Source organism: Emticicia sp. GW821-FHT11C11, from assembly GCF_058808615.1.
In genome coordinates, this window is sequence record NZ_JBXARV010000001.1 from 2,110,377 (window position 1) to 2,128,670 (window position 18,294).

14 protein-coding genes are annotated in these 18,294 nt (G+C 40.5%); 6 read left to right on the top strand and 8 right to left on the bottom strand.

Annotated features, from left to right (window positions below; genetic code table 11):
- Positions 1-272: 272 nt before the first annotated feature.
- The 5 genes from AC1RRY_RS09005 (at position 273) to AC1RRY_RS09025 (ending at position 7,263) form a co-directional block, all read left to right on the top strand.
- Positions 273-710, top strand: coding sequence for a DUF6526 family protein (locus tag AC1RRY_RS09005; RefSeq protein WP_492816282.1), 438 nt, complete (start codon positions 273-275; stop codon positions 708-710).
- A 64-nt stretch (positions 711-774) separates the two neighbouring features.
- Positions 775-3,969 carry a DUF1553 domain-containing protein gene (locus tag AC1RRY_RS09010; RefSeq protein ID WP_492816280.1) on the top strand — a complete coding sequence of 1,065 codons (3,195 nt, stop codon included), beginning with the start codon at positions 775-777 and terminating at the stop codon, positions 3,967-3,969.
- A 1-nt stretch (position 3,970) separates the two neighbouring features.
- Positions 3,971-5,485 carry a DUF1501 domain-containing protein gene (locus AC1RRY_RS09015; protein ID WP_492816278.1) on the top strand — a complete coding sequence of 505 codons (1,515 nt, stop codon included), beginning with the start codon at positions 3,971-3,973 and terminating at the stop codon, positions 5,483-5,485.
- A 2-nt stretch (positions 5,486-5,487) separates the two neighbouring features.
- Positions 5,488-6,810: a c-type cytochrome domain-containing protein gene (locus AC1RRY_RS09020; RefSeq protein WP_492816276.1), complete on the top strand. Its 1,323-nt coding sequence runs from the start codon at positions 5,488-5,490 to the stop codon at positions 6,808-6,810.
- Between the two features lie 30 nt (positions 6,811-6,840).
- Positions 6,841-7,263 (top strand): hypothetical protein, encoded by a 423-nt coding sequence (locus tag AC1RRY_RS09025; RefSeq protein WP_492816274.1) that lies wholly within the window; start codon positions 6,841-6,843, stop codon positions 7,261-7,263.
- Between the two features lie 433 nt (positions 7,264-7,696).
- Here the strand turns inward: AC1RRY_RS09025 and AC1RRY_RS09030 are convergent, their stop codons facing one another.
- Complete coding sequence (locus AC1RRY_RS09030; RefSeq protein ID WP_492816272.1) at positions 7,697-8,068, bottom strand: winged helix-turn-helix transcriptional regulator; 372 nt, start codon at positions 8,066-8,068, stop codon at positions 7,697-7,699.
- Between the two features lie 98 nt (positions 8,069-8,166).
- Here AC1RRY_RS09030 and AC1RRY_RS09035 point away from each other — a divergent pair, with 98 nt between their 5' ends.
- A complete protein-coding gene (locus AC1RRY_RS09035; RefSeq protein ID WP_492816270.1) occupies positions 8,167-8,544 on the top strand; it encodes a DoxX family protein in 378 nt (125 codons plus the stop codon).
- Positions 8,545-8,627: 83 nt separating this feature from the next.
- Here the strand turns inward: AC1RRY_RS09035 and AC1RRY_RS09040 are convergent, their stop codons facing one another.
- The 7 genes from AC1RRY_RS09040 to AC1RRY_RS09070 form a co-directional block, all read right to left on the bottom strand.
- A complete protein-coding gene (locus AC1RRY_RS09040; RefSeq protein ID WP_492816268.1) occupies positions 8,628-11,765 on the bottom strand; it encodes an efflux RND transporter permease subunit in 3,138 nt (1,045 codons plus the stop codon).
- Between the two features lie 9 nt (positions 11,766-11,774).
- Positions 11,775-12,836, bottom strand: a complete 1,062-nt coding sequence (locus AC1RRY_RS09045; RefSeq protein WP_492816266.1) for an efflux RND transporter periplasmic adaptor subunit — start codon at positions 12,834-12,836, stop codon at positions 11,775-11,777.
- Between the two features lie 45 nt (positions 12,837-12,881).
- Positions 12,882-14,231 carry a TolC family protein gene (locus tag AC1RRY_RS09050; RefSeq protein ID WP_492816264.1) on the bottom strand — a complete coding sequence of 450 codons (1,350 nt, stop codon included), beginning with the start codon at positions 14,229-14,231 and terminating at the stop codon, positions 12,882-12,884.
- 75 nt (positions 14,232-14,306) lie between these two features.
- Entirely contained in the window at positions 14,307-14,774 is a 468-nt protein-coding gene (locus tag AC1RRY_RS09055; RefSeq protein WP_492816262.1) for a GbsR/MarR family transcriptional regulator, read from the bottom strand.
- 178 nt (positions 14,775-14,952) lie between these two features.
- Positions 14,953-15,828, bottom strand: coding sequence for a helix-turn-helix transcriptional regulator (locus AC1RRY_RS09060; RefSeq protein WP_492816260.1), 876 nt, complete (start codon positions 15,826-15,828; stop codon positions 14,953-14,955).
- An 11-nt stretch (positions 15,829-15,839) separates the two neighbouring features.
- Positions 15,840-16,223, bottom strand: coding sequence for a DUF983 domain-containing protein (locus tag AC1RRY_RS09065; protein ID WP_492816258.1), 384 nt, complete (start codon positions 16,221-16,223; stop codon positions 15,840-15,842).
- Positions 16,224-16,532: 309 nt separating this feature from the next.
- Entirely contained in the window at positions 16,533-18,251 is a 1,719-nt protein-coding gene (locus tag AC1RRY_RS09070) for a GMC oxidoreductase (protein ID WP_492816256.1), read from the bottom strand.
- Positions 18,252-18,294 lie beyond the last annotated feature (43 nt).

Here is an 18,294-nt window from a genome sequence, read left to right on the forward strand (position 1 = left end):
GTATTACTATTTTCACCGAATAAATTCGGCGGCTATCCTAACAAAGGAAGTGTTTTATTTTCTTATGCCGACTAAAGTCGGCTATTAGTAAGAAAAACCTTTGTTTAAATAGACAGCGAATTTATTCGCTGATACTCAAATTGTTCCAAATGCACTAAGGGTAGTATTTAATTCAACGCAAGGAGTATTTATTCAAACTAGGTTTGGTTAAATACTCCTTTTTTGTCTTTGGTATGGAGTTTTAAGCATCTTTTTAAATTATTGATAAACTTATGCAGCAGCAGAATTATAAAAATCATGTCAGGTACTATGTTCCACACCATTTTGTTTTTTATCCGGTTTTATTTTTTTGTATAGGTCTGAGTATTTATTTCAGCATAAGATACCCGGAGCAACAACTGATTTGGATAGCCTTTAGCATCGTGTGTGTCTTAATTGCCTTGCTTTCATTGATGTTACGCCAGCACTATGCATTGATGAATCAGGATAGAACGGTCAGGTTAGAAATGCGCTTTCGTTATTATGTGTTAACCCACAAGCGCCTTGAATTAATGGAACATAAACTTTCACTTAGACAAATACAGGCATTAAGATTTGCATCAGACGATGAACTACCGGATTTAGTACAACAGGCATTTAATAAGAATCTGTCTCCCGACGAAATCAAAAAAACAATTAAGAACTGGCAACCTGATTACATGAGAGTTTAATGACATTAAACCTATGTATTTATGTGCTTAATTCTATATTTGTAATTTCAACCTTATCATTACCATGAAGATACCCTACCTATCTTTAATTTTGGTATTATCAGTTAATCTGTTATTGTTTTCCTGCAAGTCTGAGTTGCCGGAAGACGTGTCTTTGGCTTATAATGAACTACCCGATGAACTAGATTATAATCTTCATGTAAAACCTATTCTTTCTGATAAATGCTTTGCTTGTCATGGGCCAGATAAAGCCAAGCAAAAAGCGGGGCTCAGACTTGATTTTGCAGCGTTTGCCTATGCAACCCTTGATGAAAACTCTGGCAAAGCGGCAATAGACCCGGGCAGTCTTGAAAACAGTGAGGTTTACCATAGAATCTTATCAAAGGATGTAAATTATGTAATGCCTACTCCTGATTCACACCTGAAATTAAGCGCCAGAGAAAAAGCAGTTTTAATTAAGTGGATTGAAGAGGGAGCCGTATATCAGCCTCACTGGGCATTTGTAAAACCAAAGAAATCAGACTTACCTGACGTAAGAAATGAGGAATGGGTAAGGAACCCGATCGATAATTTTATTTTATCAAAAATTGAAGAAGAAAAACTACAACCTTCTGAAGAAGCAGATAAGGAATTACTGCTACGAAGGGTATCACTTGACCTGACGGGCCTGCCACCAACCATACAGGAAATAGACGCTTTTCTAAAGGATAATAGTCCCGGGGCTTATGAAAAGCAGGTTGATAGACTATTGGCATCGCCACATTACGGAGAGAAAATGGCCGTAGACTGGTTAGACCTGGCTCGCTTTGCTGATTCGCATGGCTATACTGTTGACCGATTAAGAGATATGTCGCCGTATCGCGATTGGGTAATCAATGCTTTTAACAAAAACATGTCTTATGAGCAGTTTGTGCATCAACAACTGGCAGGCGACCTGATGCCGCAGCCTACAAAAGATAAGATTATCGCCACTGCCTTTAATCGTAACCATCAGCAAAATATGGAGGGCGGCATTATAGAAGAAGAATTTCAGACCGAATACGTGGTTGACCGCACCAACACTTTCGGAGATGCATTCTTAGGGTTGTCGCTTAGCTGTGCCAAATGCCATGATCATAAGTATGACCCTATTTCGCAGAAAAACTATTACGAGGTTTTCAGTTTTTTTAATAATGTAAAAGAAGCCGGGCAGATTTCGTGGGACGACGCATTGCCTACACCAACATTGATGCTACCTACCCAAGAGCAAGAGCAAATTATTCATTTTATTAATAACCGCATAAAACAGCAGGAGAATGCTATCGGAAAAGCTAAAGAAGCGGGCAATGCAGATTTTGATACCTGGGTAAAAGCGACTGCACTTAAGAAACTAATCGGAGAAAAAATACCACAAGCAGGTTTAGTGGCCTGGTATACTTTTGATGACGGCACATTAAAAAACGTAATCGACCGGAAGCAGGAGGGAAATATGAAACGGGAATCGGGAGCAAATGGCGATAAACCTGTTTTTGAGAAAAGAGGGAGCGGTAAGTCGATGCTGATGGATGGAGATAATTATCTGGACCTAAATGGAATAGGAGTGTTCAGAAAATCAGAACCTTTTAGCATAGGGGTGTGGGTATACATACCAAAAGATTTGAAAGAGGGAGTAATTATTCATAAAAGTCAGGCAGAAAGGCTATATAATTTCAGAGGATTTCATCTGTATCTGAAAAATGACAGGCTTGAGCTCAGTATGGCGCATACAGCGCCTTCAAATGCTATTACCAGAATTTCAAAACAGCCTGTTATGCGTGCAACCTGGATACAACTCACCATGACTTATGATGGCTCTTCAAAAGCCGGTGGCTTCAGGTTATATCAAAATGGAAGCGAATTATTGATGACAACTACCATGGATCAACTCACCAAAGAGATTTTGCTGAATGCTTCGGTTCAACCGGGCTTGCAAATAGGAGCCTGGTGGCGGGGTTTCGGATTTACGAAGGGAAAGGTTGATGATATTGTAGTATACGACCGGGTTTTGACACCATTTGAGCTTAAAATACTGGCCGAAAAAGCTAAATGGGAAAATATAACAACAGGAGAGTTAAAGGAATATTACCTTTCTGCTATCTCGCCTAATATCTTAAAGGCGCAAGCTGATTTGAAACTGACAAGAACTGCGTTGACTGATACGATGTCGAAATTAAAAGAAATCATGGTGATGCAGGAAATGCCTGAACGCAAAAAGGCATTTGTCTTGAAAAGAGGTAACTATGATGCTTTAGGCGAAGAGGTGTTCCCGGATACTCCTGATTTCATCCTTAAATTCCCTGCTGATCTGCCAAAAAACAGGTATGGTCTGGCACAATGGCTTACGCATAAAGATAACCCGCTCACGGCAAGAGTGGCGGTTAATCGTTTCTGGCAGAATTTCTTTGGGGTTGGTCTGGTGAAAACCACTGAAGATTTCGGGAATCAGGGAGAATTACCTAGCCATCCCCAATTGCTGGATTGGCTGGCGGTTGAATTCAGAGAATCGGGTTGGAATATGAAGAGCATCAATAAGTTGATTGTGATGTCGGCCACTTATAGGCAGAATTCAAAATCAACAAAAGAACGGAGAGAAAAAGATCCTGAAAACCGCCTGTTAACGCATGGGCCTGTTTTTAGGATGACAGCAGAAATGATAAGAGACAATGCCCTGGTGGCCAGTGGATTAATCAATAAGAAAATAGGCGGCAAGAGTGTCAAGCCTTACCAGCCGGATGGACTATGGGAAATTAACAGCGCCAATTATAAGCCGGATTCGGGTGAAGCAATGTATCGAAGGAGCTTATATATTATCGCGAAGCGGTCAGTTCCTAATCCGACCCTTTCTACTTTTGATGCTACTTCGCGTAGCTTTTGTGTAGTTCGCAGACAAAAAACCAATACGCCTCTTCAGGCTTTAGTAACGCTTAATGACCCTACTTTTATGGAAGCAGCCAAAGTAATTGGTGAACAGATGTGCAAAACAGCCAATAGGCAGGACGCCATTATTGAAGCCTATAGAAAACTGACCGGCAGAAAACCTTCTGTTAAAGAGATAAATTTATTAGTACAATTGCAAAAAATGGAGCAAAATAAATTTAAAAACAGCCCCGAGAAAGCAAAAGGTTGGTTAAGCACCGGGCAGTATCAGATTTCGAAAGATGCTGATCAGTCTTTGGTGGCAGCGAATGCCATAGTAGCGAGTACTATATTAAATTCTGATGCAACCCTAACTAAAAGATAGCATGTCAGAGCACCATGATGAAGAGTTCAGATTGAATACACCCGAATTTAATCGACTCAATAAGCAATTAGACAGACGAACTTTTCTGACCAAAACCTCATTGGGTTTGGGTGCTTTGGCTATGGGTTCTTTGTTGGGTTCAAAAGAGCTTTTCGGGCTTGGAGCAAAACCAGTTGCTGAAAATTCGGCCAATTTTGAAGAAGAAATATTAAGGGCATTACCTCATATTGCACCCAAAGCTAAAAGGGTAGTTTACCTTTTTATGAGTGGTGGGCCTTCTCAATTTGAAACCTTCGATTACAAACCTAAACTGGTTGAACTGGCAGGTGTAAATCTCCCTGATTCTGTGCGTAAAGGTCAACGATTAACAGGCATGAGTGCCAGCCAGAGCATTTTGCCGGTGGTGCCGTCTATTTTTAACTTTAAGCAATATGGTAAATGCCAGACTTGGGTAAGCGATCTGTTGCCTCATACAGCCAGTGTTGTTGATGATTTGTGCGTCATTAAATCTATTTATTCAGAAGCTATTAATCACGATCCTGCCATTACCTTTTTTCAAACAGGAAACCAATTACCGGGAAGACCGTCAATCGGTTCGTGGATAAGCTATGGTTTGGGCTCGGATAATAATAATTTGCCGACATTTATGGTATTGGTTTCTAAAAATGCACCGAAAGACCAGCCTCTGTATGCACGTTTGTGGGGAAATGGTTTTTTGCCGTCCAGGCATCAGGGCGTACAGTTTCGTTCCGGCAAAGACCCTGTGTTGTTTTTGAATAACCCGGAAGGATATGATGGGAAAGACAGAAAAGAAATGCTTGATTACTTATCGAAACTCAATCAGCTGCAAAATGAAGTTTACGGAGACCCTGAAGTTGATAACCGGATAGCGCAATATGAAATGGCTTATCGCATGCAGACTTCCGTGCCCGAGGTAATGGATATCTCAAAAGAGCCTGATGAAGTATTTGATTTATATGGCCCTGACAGTCGCGATTCGGGTACTTATGCTGCCAATTGTCTTCTGGCTCGTAAGCTGCTGGAAAAAGACGTAAAATTTGTGCAATTGTATCATCAGGGTTGGGACCAGCACGGGGGGCTTCCTAAAAGCATTGCGCAGCAATGCAAACAGGTTGACCAGGCAACAGCGGCCTTGATAAAAGATTTAAAGAGAAGAGGGTTATTAGAAGATACCTTAGTGATTTGGGGAGGAGAATTTGGCCGTACGGTGTATTCGCAGGGAAAGCTGACCGCAGATGATTATGGGCGCGACCATCACCCGAGATGTTTTACCATGTGGATGGCAGGCGCAGGCATAAAGGCCGGATTTAATTATGGAGAAACCGATGACTTTAGCTATAATATAATTAAAGACCCTGTGCATGTGCATGATTTTCAAGCAACTTTAATGCACTTAATGGGTATAGATCATGAAAGATTAACCTATAAATTTCAAGGAAGAAGATTCAGATTGACAGACGTTCACGGTAAAGTTGTGAAAGATATTTTAGCTTAAAGATGATTCTATTAGATATCACTACCTTTTTAGGCAGGCTACACCCACTTATTGTTCATCTACCAATAGGCTTTCTCCTTCTGGCTATTCTATTCAATTTTATGGCTTATGTGCCAAAGTATACCAACCTCAAAGCGGCAGTTTCTATTACGCTTTTAGCGGGGTTTACAGCCGCCACACTGGCTTGTATTCTGGGGTATATCTTATCTTTCTCTGGCGATTATAATTTTAAATTACTCAAAAGCCATAAAGTTTCGGGCATTAGTGTTGCCGTTCTGTCGGGCATCTTATATCTGTTTAGTCTTACACAGTTTAAGCATTGTATAAAGCCCCGGATTTATTCATTGGCGTTGATAATTCTGTTTGTGTTAGTTAGTTTTAGCGGGCATCAGGGAGGCACGCTAACGCATGGGAAAGACTACCTGTCAATGAAAACTCTACTTCAGCAGGAGCGTATAAAACCTGATAAGGTTGAAGACGCATATATTTTTGAAGATGTGGTTCAACCTATACTAGAAAAAAAATGCGGGCAATGCCATCAAGGAAGCAAACAGAAAGGGAATCTTTCAATAGAAACGCTGACTGATTTAAGAAAAGGAGGAAAACACGGGGCCGCCATTGTGGCGGGTAGCCTGACTGAAAGTGAATTATATAAAAGAATTACTTTGGCTCCTGACAACAAAGAATTTATGCCAACTGAAGGCAAAACACCCTTATCGAAAACAGAAACGGAAATCATAAAATGGTGGATTGAAAAAGCACAGGCAACCGAAAACAAGAAACTGACCGAATTAAAGAGTAACAAAGAGATTGGCCTTCAGATTGCTTCCTTTTTAGGTTTAGACGATAAGGATGCCATAGCAGAAGATAGTAGAACTGAGCAAAAGATTAACCACGATATACCACTAACAGCCAATGGAACGCAAATAGAAAGCCTGAGAAAAAAAGGTTTTGTAGTAAGGGTGATGTTGCAAAAACCAGTAATGCTCGATCTGACTTTGCCTGCGCAGTCAGCAGTGCAGTTGGCCAATTGTCAGCCGGAATTGAAAGCTTTGGCTAAAAATATTATATGGCTCAATTTATCGGATAACAACTTGTCAGATGCAGATTTAACTTTCCTGCAAGATTTAAGCAATGTAGAAAAACTGCGTTTAGAAAAGAACGCGCTCACTGATGAAATCTGCAAAAGACTGCTGGGCTTAAAATATCTTGAAGCGGTTAATCTTAATGAAACTCAAGTAACCGATAATGGCGTTAAAGAATTATCGAAAAACCCTGCCATTAAGCGGATTTATAGCTGGAAAACAGGACTTAAAAGTTTGTAATTGATTTCAGATTTATAATAATATTGCTATATGAAAAAGTTAACTTTTATTCTCGCTTATCTATGTTTCTGTATCGGCCTGCATGCCCAAACCAAAGCGCCGGAAATGCTAAAGGGTAGCTTTATGGACGATTACAAAATCACCTATACCATCAATGATTCACTTTGGTTGCAAAAACCTAATGCTCGATATCACATCATTAAATGGAATGAAAAAGAGCAGTATGTGATAGCCCGCAATGACAAAAATAATACGGCCGATGGGGGTTTATACACAAGAATTGATTTCATGACATTCGAAAACATGAACCCGTTCTTATGGGGTTTTTGCCTGAGCGCCTATAATGCACCAACAGCAGAAGCGGCAGAAGCCGTGAGGATAGCTGACCGGGCAAATCCTCGTAAAGGCTGCAACGGTTTTCCGTTTTCGAGAATGAAGCGGGTAGAAGAGTAGTTATTTGTGATGAAGCTTTATTTATGCATAAATCACAAGGCGATTTCAGACCTATTGATATCAATACAAATAAAAAACAAAAAAAGGGGATGAAGAATGAAGTCAGAGCCCTGTTGGGCATAGCAATAATTGCTATTGTATTGGGATATTTGATATCGAAAAACAATATTGAGTTTCAATTGCACGATACATATATCGTTTTGAGTTTTCCTTTTATGGTTACAGTTTTGATTATTATTCTTTCCTTTTTTGTATTTCTCGCCTGGCAAATACTTACTCTATTTAAAAATAAGATAAGAAATTATGTGCTGATTTTCATCTCAGGCATTATTGTAATCATCTCCGGACTAGCTTTTTTTTCTTTGTAATTGCTCTTGACTTCCAATTTGCTTTATTACTGTCTGCTTTGCCCTTTTCAATGTGTCAGAAAGGACTATTCTTCAGTAGTAATTTTCTTTTTGTGCTCCGCACCCCAATCAGCCAAAGTCGAAATGATGTCTTTCAATGTTCTGCTGTAATCTGTAGGCACGTATTCTACTATCACAGGTTTTTGATTAGCAAGTACTACTCTTTTCACCAAACCGTTTATTTCTAAATCTTTCAATTCGCCTGAAAGTACTCTGGCCGATATCCCTTTGATGGTGCGCTGCAATTCATTGAAACGTGTTTGTCCGCTTAGTAACGCAATCATAACTCTTAAGGTCCACTTTCCGCCTATTACATACAAAGCGTCTTCTGTTGCAGACAAATGCTTGTTGCATTGTGCTTCAGAAAAAACTACTTTTTTTTCTGCTGATTCCTCCATTTTTTTTGATGTGATAACAAAAAGGTTACTGCTAACCTTTAGTTTACTACTAATTATTTGTTAGCAAATATACATAAGTTTGCAGCAAAAACTAAAAAATGAACGCAAGAAAAATTACTTATTACGCAACTACAGGACTCATTTCTTTTGCCATGCTATTTTCTACTTATGCTTATCTGACAAAGCCTGAATTAAAGGGAGCATTTCAGCATTTGGATTTTCCTGATTATTTCAGAGTGGAGTTGGCAATCGCTAAATTTATGGCAGCTATTGCACTTTGGCTTCCGGTTCGTTTATTGAGAGAAACCGCCTACATCGGTTTGTCAATTAGCTTTGTATCTGCCTTTATTGCACACATTGCTGCAAACGACCCGATTGGCAATATCATTTATCCGTTGGTGGTATTAGCAATATTGATTGCATCTTATGCAACTTACACTCAAACGGATAAGGAAAAACTCACAAAAGCACGTTAAGTTGCAATAGGCTGACAGCGTAAAAAAATAAAAGCGGATGAAACCTCACCCGCTTTATTCATTCAACTATTATTTGACATCATTTAAACCGTTTCAACCTCTTGCACTTTGGTTTTGGCTTTTTTCTTTTCGTCCCCACCAAAGAGTTTGTTAACCTTTACTCTCCATCCTTCAATTACCAGATACACCGACGGAACCAGAATCAGAGTCAGAATCATTGAGCTTGTTAAGCCCCCAATAATTACCCACGCCATACCATTTTTCGTTTCTGCACCTGCACCTGATGCCAATGCTATCGGCAACATACCGAATATCATGGCCAGGGTTGTCATTAAGATAGGGCGCAAACGTTCTTTACCTGCTTCTATCAAAGCTTCTTTTGTTGACATTCCTTCACTCTTTAAGTGATTGGTGAAGTCTACAATCAGAATGGCGTTTTTACAAACAAGCCCGAGTAACATAATCAGACCCAGAATAGCAAATATGGTTAATGAGTTCATGGTCAGCGCCAGTGCCAGAATGGCTCCAATCATAGCCACCGGTATGGAAAACAACACCACAAACGGATACACCACACTTTCGTAAAGAGCAATCATAATCAGATAAACCAACAGAATACCGATACCCATTGCCAAGCCTAAACTTCCGAAGGCATCACCCTGATTTTTGGCGTCTCCGAGGTAATCAATAATTACACCTTCAGGCAGTTTGGTTTTTGCCAGATCTTTCTTGATATCTTCAACAATAGTACCAGACGGACGACCTACAGCTGCTGAGTTAATCTTGATTGAGCTCAGACGGTCAGTTCTTTCCAGAATCGACTGCCCCACAATTTCAGTAATATTGGCAAAGTCAGTTAGTTTCACTATTGCTCCACGGTTATTACGGATGGTCAGATTTTTTACGTTATCAATATTTCGTTTATCCGATTTGTCGAAAATGATATTGATTCCGTACTCCTCACCTTTATCTTTATATTTCGTGTTGTTATTACCCTGGAAGGCTATCTGAACAGCCGAACCTACTTCCGGAATACTCAACCCCAGTTTCGACATCTTGTCGCGGTCAATGTTAATGGCAACCTCTGTTTTCGGGCTTTTCGTACTATATTTCACATAATCGGTACCCGGGGTTTTCACAACAATCTGTTTCACTATGGCTGCGGCTTTTACCACATCTTCCATCACAGTGCCTTTCACGGCAATGGTAATTGGCGCCTGTGCGTTACCGGTAGCCGAAATCGGCTGAATATTCACACTCAAACCCGGAATCTGCGAAATCTTGTCACGCATCTCCTGTCCGAATTCATCAGTTGAAATCTTTCGGTCATGCTTATCAACCAAGGTTACTGTAATCTCCGCCAGGTTACTGTTAGAAGAGTTACCAACTACTGAAGCCTGTGTACCTACGTTTGAGAAAACGTTCGTTACTTCCGGTCTATCCAAAAGCATTTTTTCCACTTTTGCTACGGCCTGATTAGTTTGCACCAACGGTGTTTCAGGAGCTAAGTCTAATTGAATCGACAACTCACCACGGTCAGCATTACCGATGAATGATGCGCCTACAAAGCCTTTCGAAAGCAAACTGAAAGTAGCAACAAATAGTAGGATAATACCGATAAACACATAGCGTTTATGACCCAATGACCAGTTCAATGCGCTGATGTACATCTCACGAATCTTGTCTATGATGCTCTCAAAGCCCAGATTCAGTTTACCCCATAGTGTCTTTTTATTCAATATTTCCAGTTTACTCCATCTTGATGCCAACAATGGCGTAAGGGTAAATGAAACGAACAAACTCATTAAAGTAGAGAATACAATTACCAACGAGAATTCTTTCAGGATGTTCCCGATCAGTCCACCGGCCAGCGCCAGCGGTAAGAATACAACGACGTCAACCAGAGTAATGGCCATGGCTGTAAAGCCAATCTCATTTCTACCTTCCAGTGATGCTTCGCGTTTGTCTTTACCCATTTCAAGGTGGCGGTAAATATTTTCCAGAACCACGATACTGTCATCGACCAGAATACCTACTACTAGCGACAAGGCCATCAGGGTCATCAAGTTCAATGAGAATCCAAAGACCCACATCAGAATAAAAGTCGGTATCATAGCCGATGGAATGGCCACCAATACAAACAACGAGCTTCGGACACTGTGCAGGAATAGCACCATTACTGCACCTACAATAAAAATAGCCAGATATAAGTCGTGCATTACGGCATCGGCTGAGGCCAACGTATAAACCGACTGGTCAGAGGCAATTTCATAATTGAAGTCTTTCGACGGATAACTTGCCTTGATTTTCGACAATGCATCTTTGGCTCCTTTACTTACTTCTACTGCATTGGCATCGGTCTGTTTCATAATCTGAATACCGATGGCAGGTTTACCGTTAATACGGTTCAAGGTGCTGGCTTCTGTTTGAGAGTCGGTTACACTTGCCACATCTTTCAATAGAATACGGCTACCGTTAGCGTTTTCGCGTATTACCAGATTTCTGATATCTTCTACTCTTTTCAGTTTTGCATCCAGGCGCAAAGAAAAACGCGATTGGTCGGTTTTGATGCTACCTGCAGGGTAAGATACCCCACTGCTTGCAATTACCTGATTTACGGTTGATGAAGAGATATTGTAAGTCTGTAATTTATCGTTGTCCAAATACACTTCAATTTCTCTTTCGTTACCACCAATAGTATTTACCTGAGCCACACCGGCTACGTTGGTCAGCAGGGGTTTTACCTGCAAATCGATGAAATCGTAAAGTTCGGTCTGAGGTATTCTTGAGGTGGCGCTCACTTTCAGAATCGGCAGGTCATCAAGGCTTAGTCTTGATACCACCGGGTCTTCGATATCGTCAGGCAGTCTCGATTTTATCTGGTTCACCTTGCGTTCGGCATCCTGCTGGGCGTTGATAACATTAAAGCCCGATTTCAGTGTTACAGTAATTAGAGACAGTCCCTCTTGAGAAGAAGAGGATATCATGTCTACCCCTTCAATAGATGACACCGCTTCTTCCAGAGGTTTGGTTACGCTGCTTTCTACTTCGTCAGAGGCGGCGCCTCTATAAGTAGTCTGCACCATAATTACATTCGTTTCGAATTTCGGTAACAGGTTATAATTCAATGTTTTATAACTGATAAAGCCGAAGAGTATGAGGGTAACGAAAATTACTGTAATCAGTAATGGCCGTTTAATTGATAATTCTGTTATTGACATGGCTCAGGGTTATTTATTAGGTGAAACCAACACATTACTACCGTCTACAATATTGATGATACCCTCGGTAATGATAGCCTCACCTTCATTTAAACCGCTTAAAACTTCTACGTTTTCACCGATTTCTCTGCCTAAAACAATTTTGCGTAATACGGCTTTTTTACCTTCTACGACAAATACATATGGATTCTTCATACCGTCACCCAATGCTTTTTTAGGAATCTGCAGCGCATTGGCACTTTTGTTCAGATTAAATTCAACTTTCACATAAGTACCGGCTTTTAGTGCTGCATTACCGTTGGCTAACAGTACATCTACTTTGTAGTTGTGGTTGTCGTCTCCCTGCGGGCTGATGTAAATAATCTTACCGTTGAAAGTCTTGGTCGGGTAGATGTCAGTCGTGATGGTTGCCGATTGTCCAGGTTTCAACTCATATACATCTTTTTCGTTCACATACACCACAGTTTTCAGCTGGCTTACATCAACAAGCGACGCGATAACAGTACCTGTGTTTACATACTCACCGGCAGTCAGTTTTTTGTCAGTTACAACCCCGTTGATAGGCGAAATAATGCGTGCATCAGCAATTTGTTGTTTCAATTGTGCTGCCTGTAACTGGTTGTTTTCGTAGTTATACTTAGCATCAGTTACGGCAGTTTCATTGATGGCGTTGCCGGCTAACAAATCTTTGTTGCGGTCATAATCTGTTTTCGCTTTGTTGATAGTCAACTCAGTTGATTGCAGATTGATTTGTTTCACCTTTGAATCGATGGTACCAATTACCTGACCTTTACTTACTCGTGAGCCCAGCTCAATGTTCAGGGTTTCTATTTTACCCTGTGTTCCTGTGGATATAGTAGCTTTTTCTTTAGGTTCTAAAACAGCGGGTAGTGTAAGGTTACCGCTGACAGGCAGCAATGCCACGTTTGTGGTGGTCACATATACCGCAACCTGGCTGCGGTCTACTACTTTTTTACTTTCATCGATTTTCTTTTTATTGGCAGCCAGTTTGAACGAGATGGCTCCTATAATGACTACGACAATAGCTATTGTGATGATTCTTGTTTTCATTTTTTTATATATTGAACAGCCCTAAAGCTCTGGTTTTAAATGATGTTATTTTAATTGACTAATGTATGTTGAAAGGTTCCCTTGCGATTTCTCTAAATCAACACGGGCAGTTAAGAAACTTAATAATGATGAAATGTAATTGCTCTGTGCTTCTTTGTACGAATAGTCTGAGTTAAGAAAATCTGTCAGCGAAGCGGTTCCTTTCTGGTATTGTAAGCTGGTGTTTTTCAGGATATCATAAGCCAGGTCAAGCGTTTCTTTGTTATCGTTCAGATTTGAGTAAGAACGGAACAACGCTGTGTTGGCATTCTGAAACTGCAGTTCGTAGTTTCTTGAACTTATTTTCAGGTTTTCTTCTGCATTCAACAAGCTCAGTTTACTTTGGGTCAATTGGCTTTTCTTTCGGTTACCGTCAAAAATCGGAATGTTTAGTTTCAGACCGATCGATGAATAATCGAACCAGTTACCGAAAGATTTGCCGAATTCGTTACCGAATGACTGCGCTCCATAGCGCGCATATCCGGCCAGTGTAGGATAGAAGGCAAATTTCTTGCGCTCTACGTCTAATTGTTGAAGTTTGATATTGTTTGATAAAATCTTATAGTCCAACAGGTTTTTGGTATCCAATTGTGATTGGAGCGGTATACTCACCTGCATCGAATGATCGAGTGAATCGTTAATGGCTATTGTATGAGATAACTCCATACCCATGGCAAATTTCAGTTTGTTCAAGGCCAGTTCCCGATTGGTTTTCAGAAGCGCTAACTGCGATTTGATATTGTTCTGGCTCACACGCATGCGGTCGTAGTCAATCTTTTTAGCTACTCCTTTTTCGTATTGTAATTTCAGGATTCTCAGCAGTTCTTCATATTTTTTTGCATTCTCTACCAAAAGTTTTTCCTGCTCGTTAAGCGTCAGAATCTGATAATAGGCCGTTACGGTATTGTAAACAATGGCTTCATTATTCTGAAGCAATTTCTGGTCGGCCAATAAAGTATTTACCCGGTTGGCTTCTTTAGCTACTGTGATAGTTCTGTCAAAAAAGGTTTGGTCAACCTGTGCCACCACATTGGTGTTATATTGGTTACCAAACTGAACCTTGATTTCTTCCTTGCTGAATGCACCCGCCGGAAGCACAGTAACCTGGCGTTTCAGGTTATCGTCAAAAGTAGCTGTACCGTTTACCTGTGGCAGATAACTTGATAATGCCTCGGTTTTTTTCTCCTTGGCAATCAGTATTTCATTTTTATAAATGGTACTGCTTGGGTTATTGGCTAAGCTATAGGCTACACTTTCTTTCAGAGTAAAGGTAGTAGGGGCCGGTTCTTGTGCTTGCGCAATAGCCGAAACCATAATACTAAGGATGGCTATTGGTATGACTTTTACTTTTTTCATTATTTTGTACAATATTGAGAATTTGTTAAATTTTTTTAGTTCTGAATTAAAAGAACTAAAAAGGGCAAAAAAATTTTACTTTTTAGATAATTCCCACTTCTTGAATAAAACCGGGATTTCTCTGTTCATAAACTCCATAAACTGAATAAACTCTTCCAGTTTCAGGTTGAAGTCGTTCGTTGAATGTGGTCTTTGGTTCAATACCTCGCGCATAATTTTATTCACCTTGTCGAAATCAAGAAATTTAACTTTCATTGTTTCTTTCCAGTCTGACAAATTACTTTTAAAATAGCGTTTTCTGTCGCCCGGCTTAGTAATGTATTCAATTCTGTTCATAGTAAGCAATAAATTTAAGGCATTGCTGGTAGCACTTTTACTTAAATTCAGCATTTCACAGATCTCATCAAAGGTCAATTCCAACTTATCAGATACCAAAAGCAGCGCTGCTATTCTGGCTGCTGCCGGTTGCAAACCAGACTCAAATATGAGTCCGAGTCTTTCAATAAGTGCTAATTTTTCGTCGCTTAATTTTATACTGTCCATTGTTAATTCTGAATGACGTTGCAAATGTAAATAGTTTTTTTAGTTCTGCAAATAGAGAACTAAATATTTTACGGAAAAGTTTAAGGATAATTAAAATACCCTTTAAAAATGCAATTTTGTAAAGTGTAAATGCAAATAGATATTAGATAAGACAGGATTCCGGAAGAAGCAGCGTACCTTAAATACTCTTTTTCCGGAATTCTTCGGGTGTGATACCCTCATATTTTTTGAAAAACTTAGTAAAATAGGAGTTATCACTGAAATTGAGGGTATAAGAAATCTCAGATATACTTAGGTTTTGATTGACCAGCATCCGCTTGGCTTCAAGCAATACCCTGTTTCTGATTACTTCACCAGCCGTAATGCCCAGGTGTTCTTTGCAAAGGGCATTTAAGTGATTGGGAGTGATATACAGCAGCTCTGCGTAATCCATCGGGCGTTTCAGGCTGATGTAATGTTTCTCAACCAGTTTCTGGAAATTCTTCAACAATGTATAATTAAAAGAAGGAATGGAAGGCAGTTGCTTTGAATGCGTGTGCTTGTCTATTTCAAGAAAAACCTGTAGCAACAGCACGCGTACCAGATCACGACTGAATGTATTATTTTGTGGGGCTTGCCGGATGATTTCTTCAAAGATTTGAACGACTGATTTCTGAAGTTCTACAGGTAATTGAATGACTCCGTCTTCGGCAATACCATTGAAAAACGAGAATGTCTCCAGATAGTCAGGACGTAGCAGGAAAGACTGAAAAAAGGAGGTGGAAAAATTGATTACATAGCCATCAACCTCTCCATCAAAATTCCAGCTGTGTACCTGTCCCGGTACCATGAAGTATATCTGGTAGGGTTCGACAGGAAAATTGCTGAAGTCAATGGTGTGAGAGCCACCTCCTTTGGTAAACAACAATAAATGATAGAATGTATGCCTGTGAGCCGAACGCAGATTATGATGCGCTTTCAGATAGTCGGCAAAGCGACTGATGAGAATATCATCTTCTCTGAAATCGGTCAGATTACATATATCAACTACCGGAATATGGTTAATTGGGCTCATGTTTGCTTTTATCAATGAACGGCTTCTTTGTGCTGGGGTTGGTAATCGTTAAACAATTGCAACCACAATGACCTTGACACACGGTAAAACACCGGAAACAAAATAAAGGTTAGCAGCAGATAAAGCCAGATATACACACGCCAGTCGACTCTGCTTTCGAAATAAAGGTAATACGCAACAGTGGCAATTACAAAAAGTGCAATATTAAATGCATAACTGATAAACATTGAGCCGTAGAAAAAACCTACTTCTTTTTCATATCTCAGGTGGCATTCAGGGCAATGTTTGTGCATGGCTGTCATTTTACCAAAAACAAACGGATTTTTGGTCTCGAATATATCACCCTCGTGGCAGCGGGGGCATTTCATTTTTATGGTCGCTTCAACTTTGTTCATTTTCTTATCTGTTTTGTTGATACAAAGTTAACAAGCCCATTATTGAAACTATGGTAGGCAATATAGAATCTATGGTACTAATTACTGATTTGGATTTTATTGAGATATCATGTTTTAGTAGAGCCACAATGCATTGTGGCTTCGGGGGCATATCTATAACATTCATAACGTTCAAAGATTTTGTAAACCCGTAAGCCGCATTGCAATGCGGCTCTACCAAATTCATTTTCTTTAAAATGATAAAACAGTACAACAAAAAAGCCCGACAATTCAACAGAATCATCGGGCTTTCAGTATCAGATATTACTATTATAAATTGCCTTTCTTAAACTCTTTCACGGCGTAATCAGCAGCACGCGCTGTGATGGCCATAAAGGTAAGCGACGGATTTTGAGTTGAATTGGAGGTCATACAGGCGCCATCGGTTACAAATACGTTTTTGCAATGATGCATCTGGTTCCATTTATTGAGCAACGAGGTTTTCTCGTCTTTCCCCATTCTTACACCACCCATTTCGTGGATATCAAGACCGGGTGCTTTTTTAGGGTTATCATGAGTCTGAATATTCTTAAAACCAGCCAGTGTCAGCATTTCGGTCATTTGCTCATGGAAATCCTTAATCATTTTTTCGTCGTTGTCATCATAAGCGACAGATGTACGGATTAACGGAATGCCCCATGCATCTTTCTGGTCTTTATCCAGTGTTACGAAATTGCTTTCTTTCGGTATGGTTTCGCCCATCATGTGTGAACCCACCCGCCAGTTACCGATTTTTCTGTTAAACAGACTGGTTTTTAAATCCTCACCGATGCCACTGTTGTCTGTATATTGCATGCGGCTACCGCTGAATCCGGCGGCGTAACCTCTTAAGAAGTCAGTTTCTTGTTTGAATACATTGCGGAAACGAGGAATATAACTGCCATTCGGACGGATACCTTCTGTTGTTGTATCCAAAAAACCTTCATATTCGGCAGAGATAGTAGTACGGAAATTATGGAAGGCAATATACTTACCCAACAGACCATTATCATTACCCAAACCATTTTGGAAACGGTTTGAGGTTGAGTTTAACAGAATCAGGTTGGTATTAATGGTAGCAGCATTCACAAAAATGACCCTTGCGTAATACTCGGTCATTTGTTTGCTGTGTGCGTCAATCACCCGTACACCCGTTGCCTTGTTTTTCTTTTCATCGAAAATAATAGAATGTACCACTGAATCAGGCTTCAATGTCAATTTGCCTGTTCTTGCTGCCCAGGGCAGGGTAGACGAGTTACTGCTGAAATAGCCGCCGTAAGGACATCCTCTCTGGCACAGGGAGCGGTTCTGGCATTGGCCACGACCTTGCTGCAGGTGAATCGGCTGAGGCTTGGTAAGGTGTGCACAACGACCAATAATAACCGGGCGCGCACCTTTGTAATGCTTGGCCATTTCGCTGGTGAAGTGTTTTTCAACGCATGATTGCTCGTGAGGTGGTAAAAACTCGCCGTCTGGCAATTGCGCTAAACCATCTTTATTACCGGATATACCCGCAAATTTCTCCACATAACTGTACCACGGGGCAATATCGGCATATCTGATAGGCCAGTCGACAGCGAAACCGTCACGCGCCGGACCATCAAAATCGTATTCCGACCAGCGTTGGGTTCCCCGGGCCCACATCAGCGACTTCCCACCCACCTGATACCCACGTATCCAGTCGAAAGGTTTATCTTGTATATAAGGATGTTCGTTGTCTTTTACAAAAAAATGTGCGGCGTCTTCATTGAAAGCGTAGCAGCGGCTGGCAATAGGATTGGCATCTTTCAATGCTTTGGGTATCTGACCCAGATGCTCAAATTCCCAGGGTTGCATCATGGTAGTAGGGTAGTCGGTAACGTGCCTTACGTCGCGTCCACGTTCCAGCACCAATGTTCTCAGACCTTTTCCTGTTAATTCTTTGGCTGCCCAGCCACCACTGATACCCGAGCCAATCACGATTGCGTCAAAGGTACGTTCTTTGACAGTATCAATATTTAAATAGGACATAATAGCTTCTTGAGTAGAATAGATTGTAGTTATGTTGTACTGT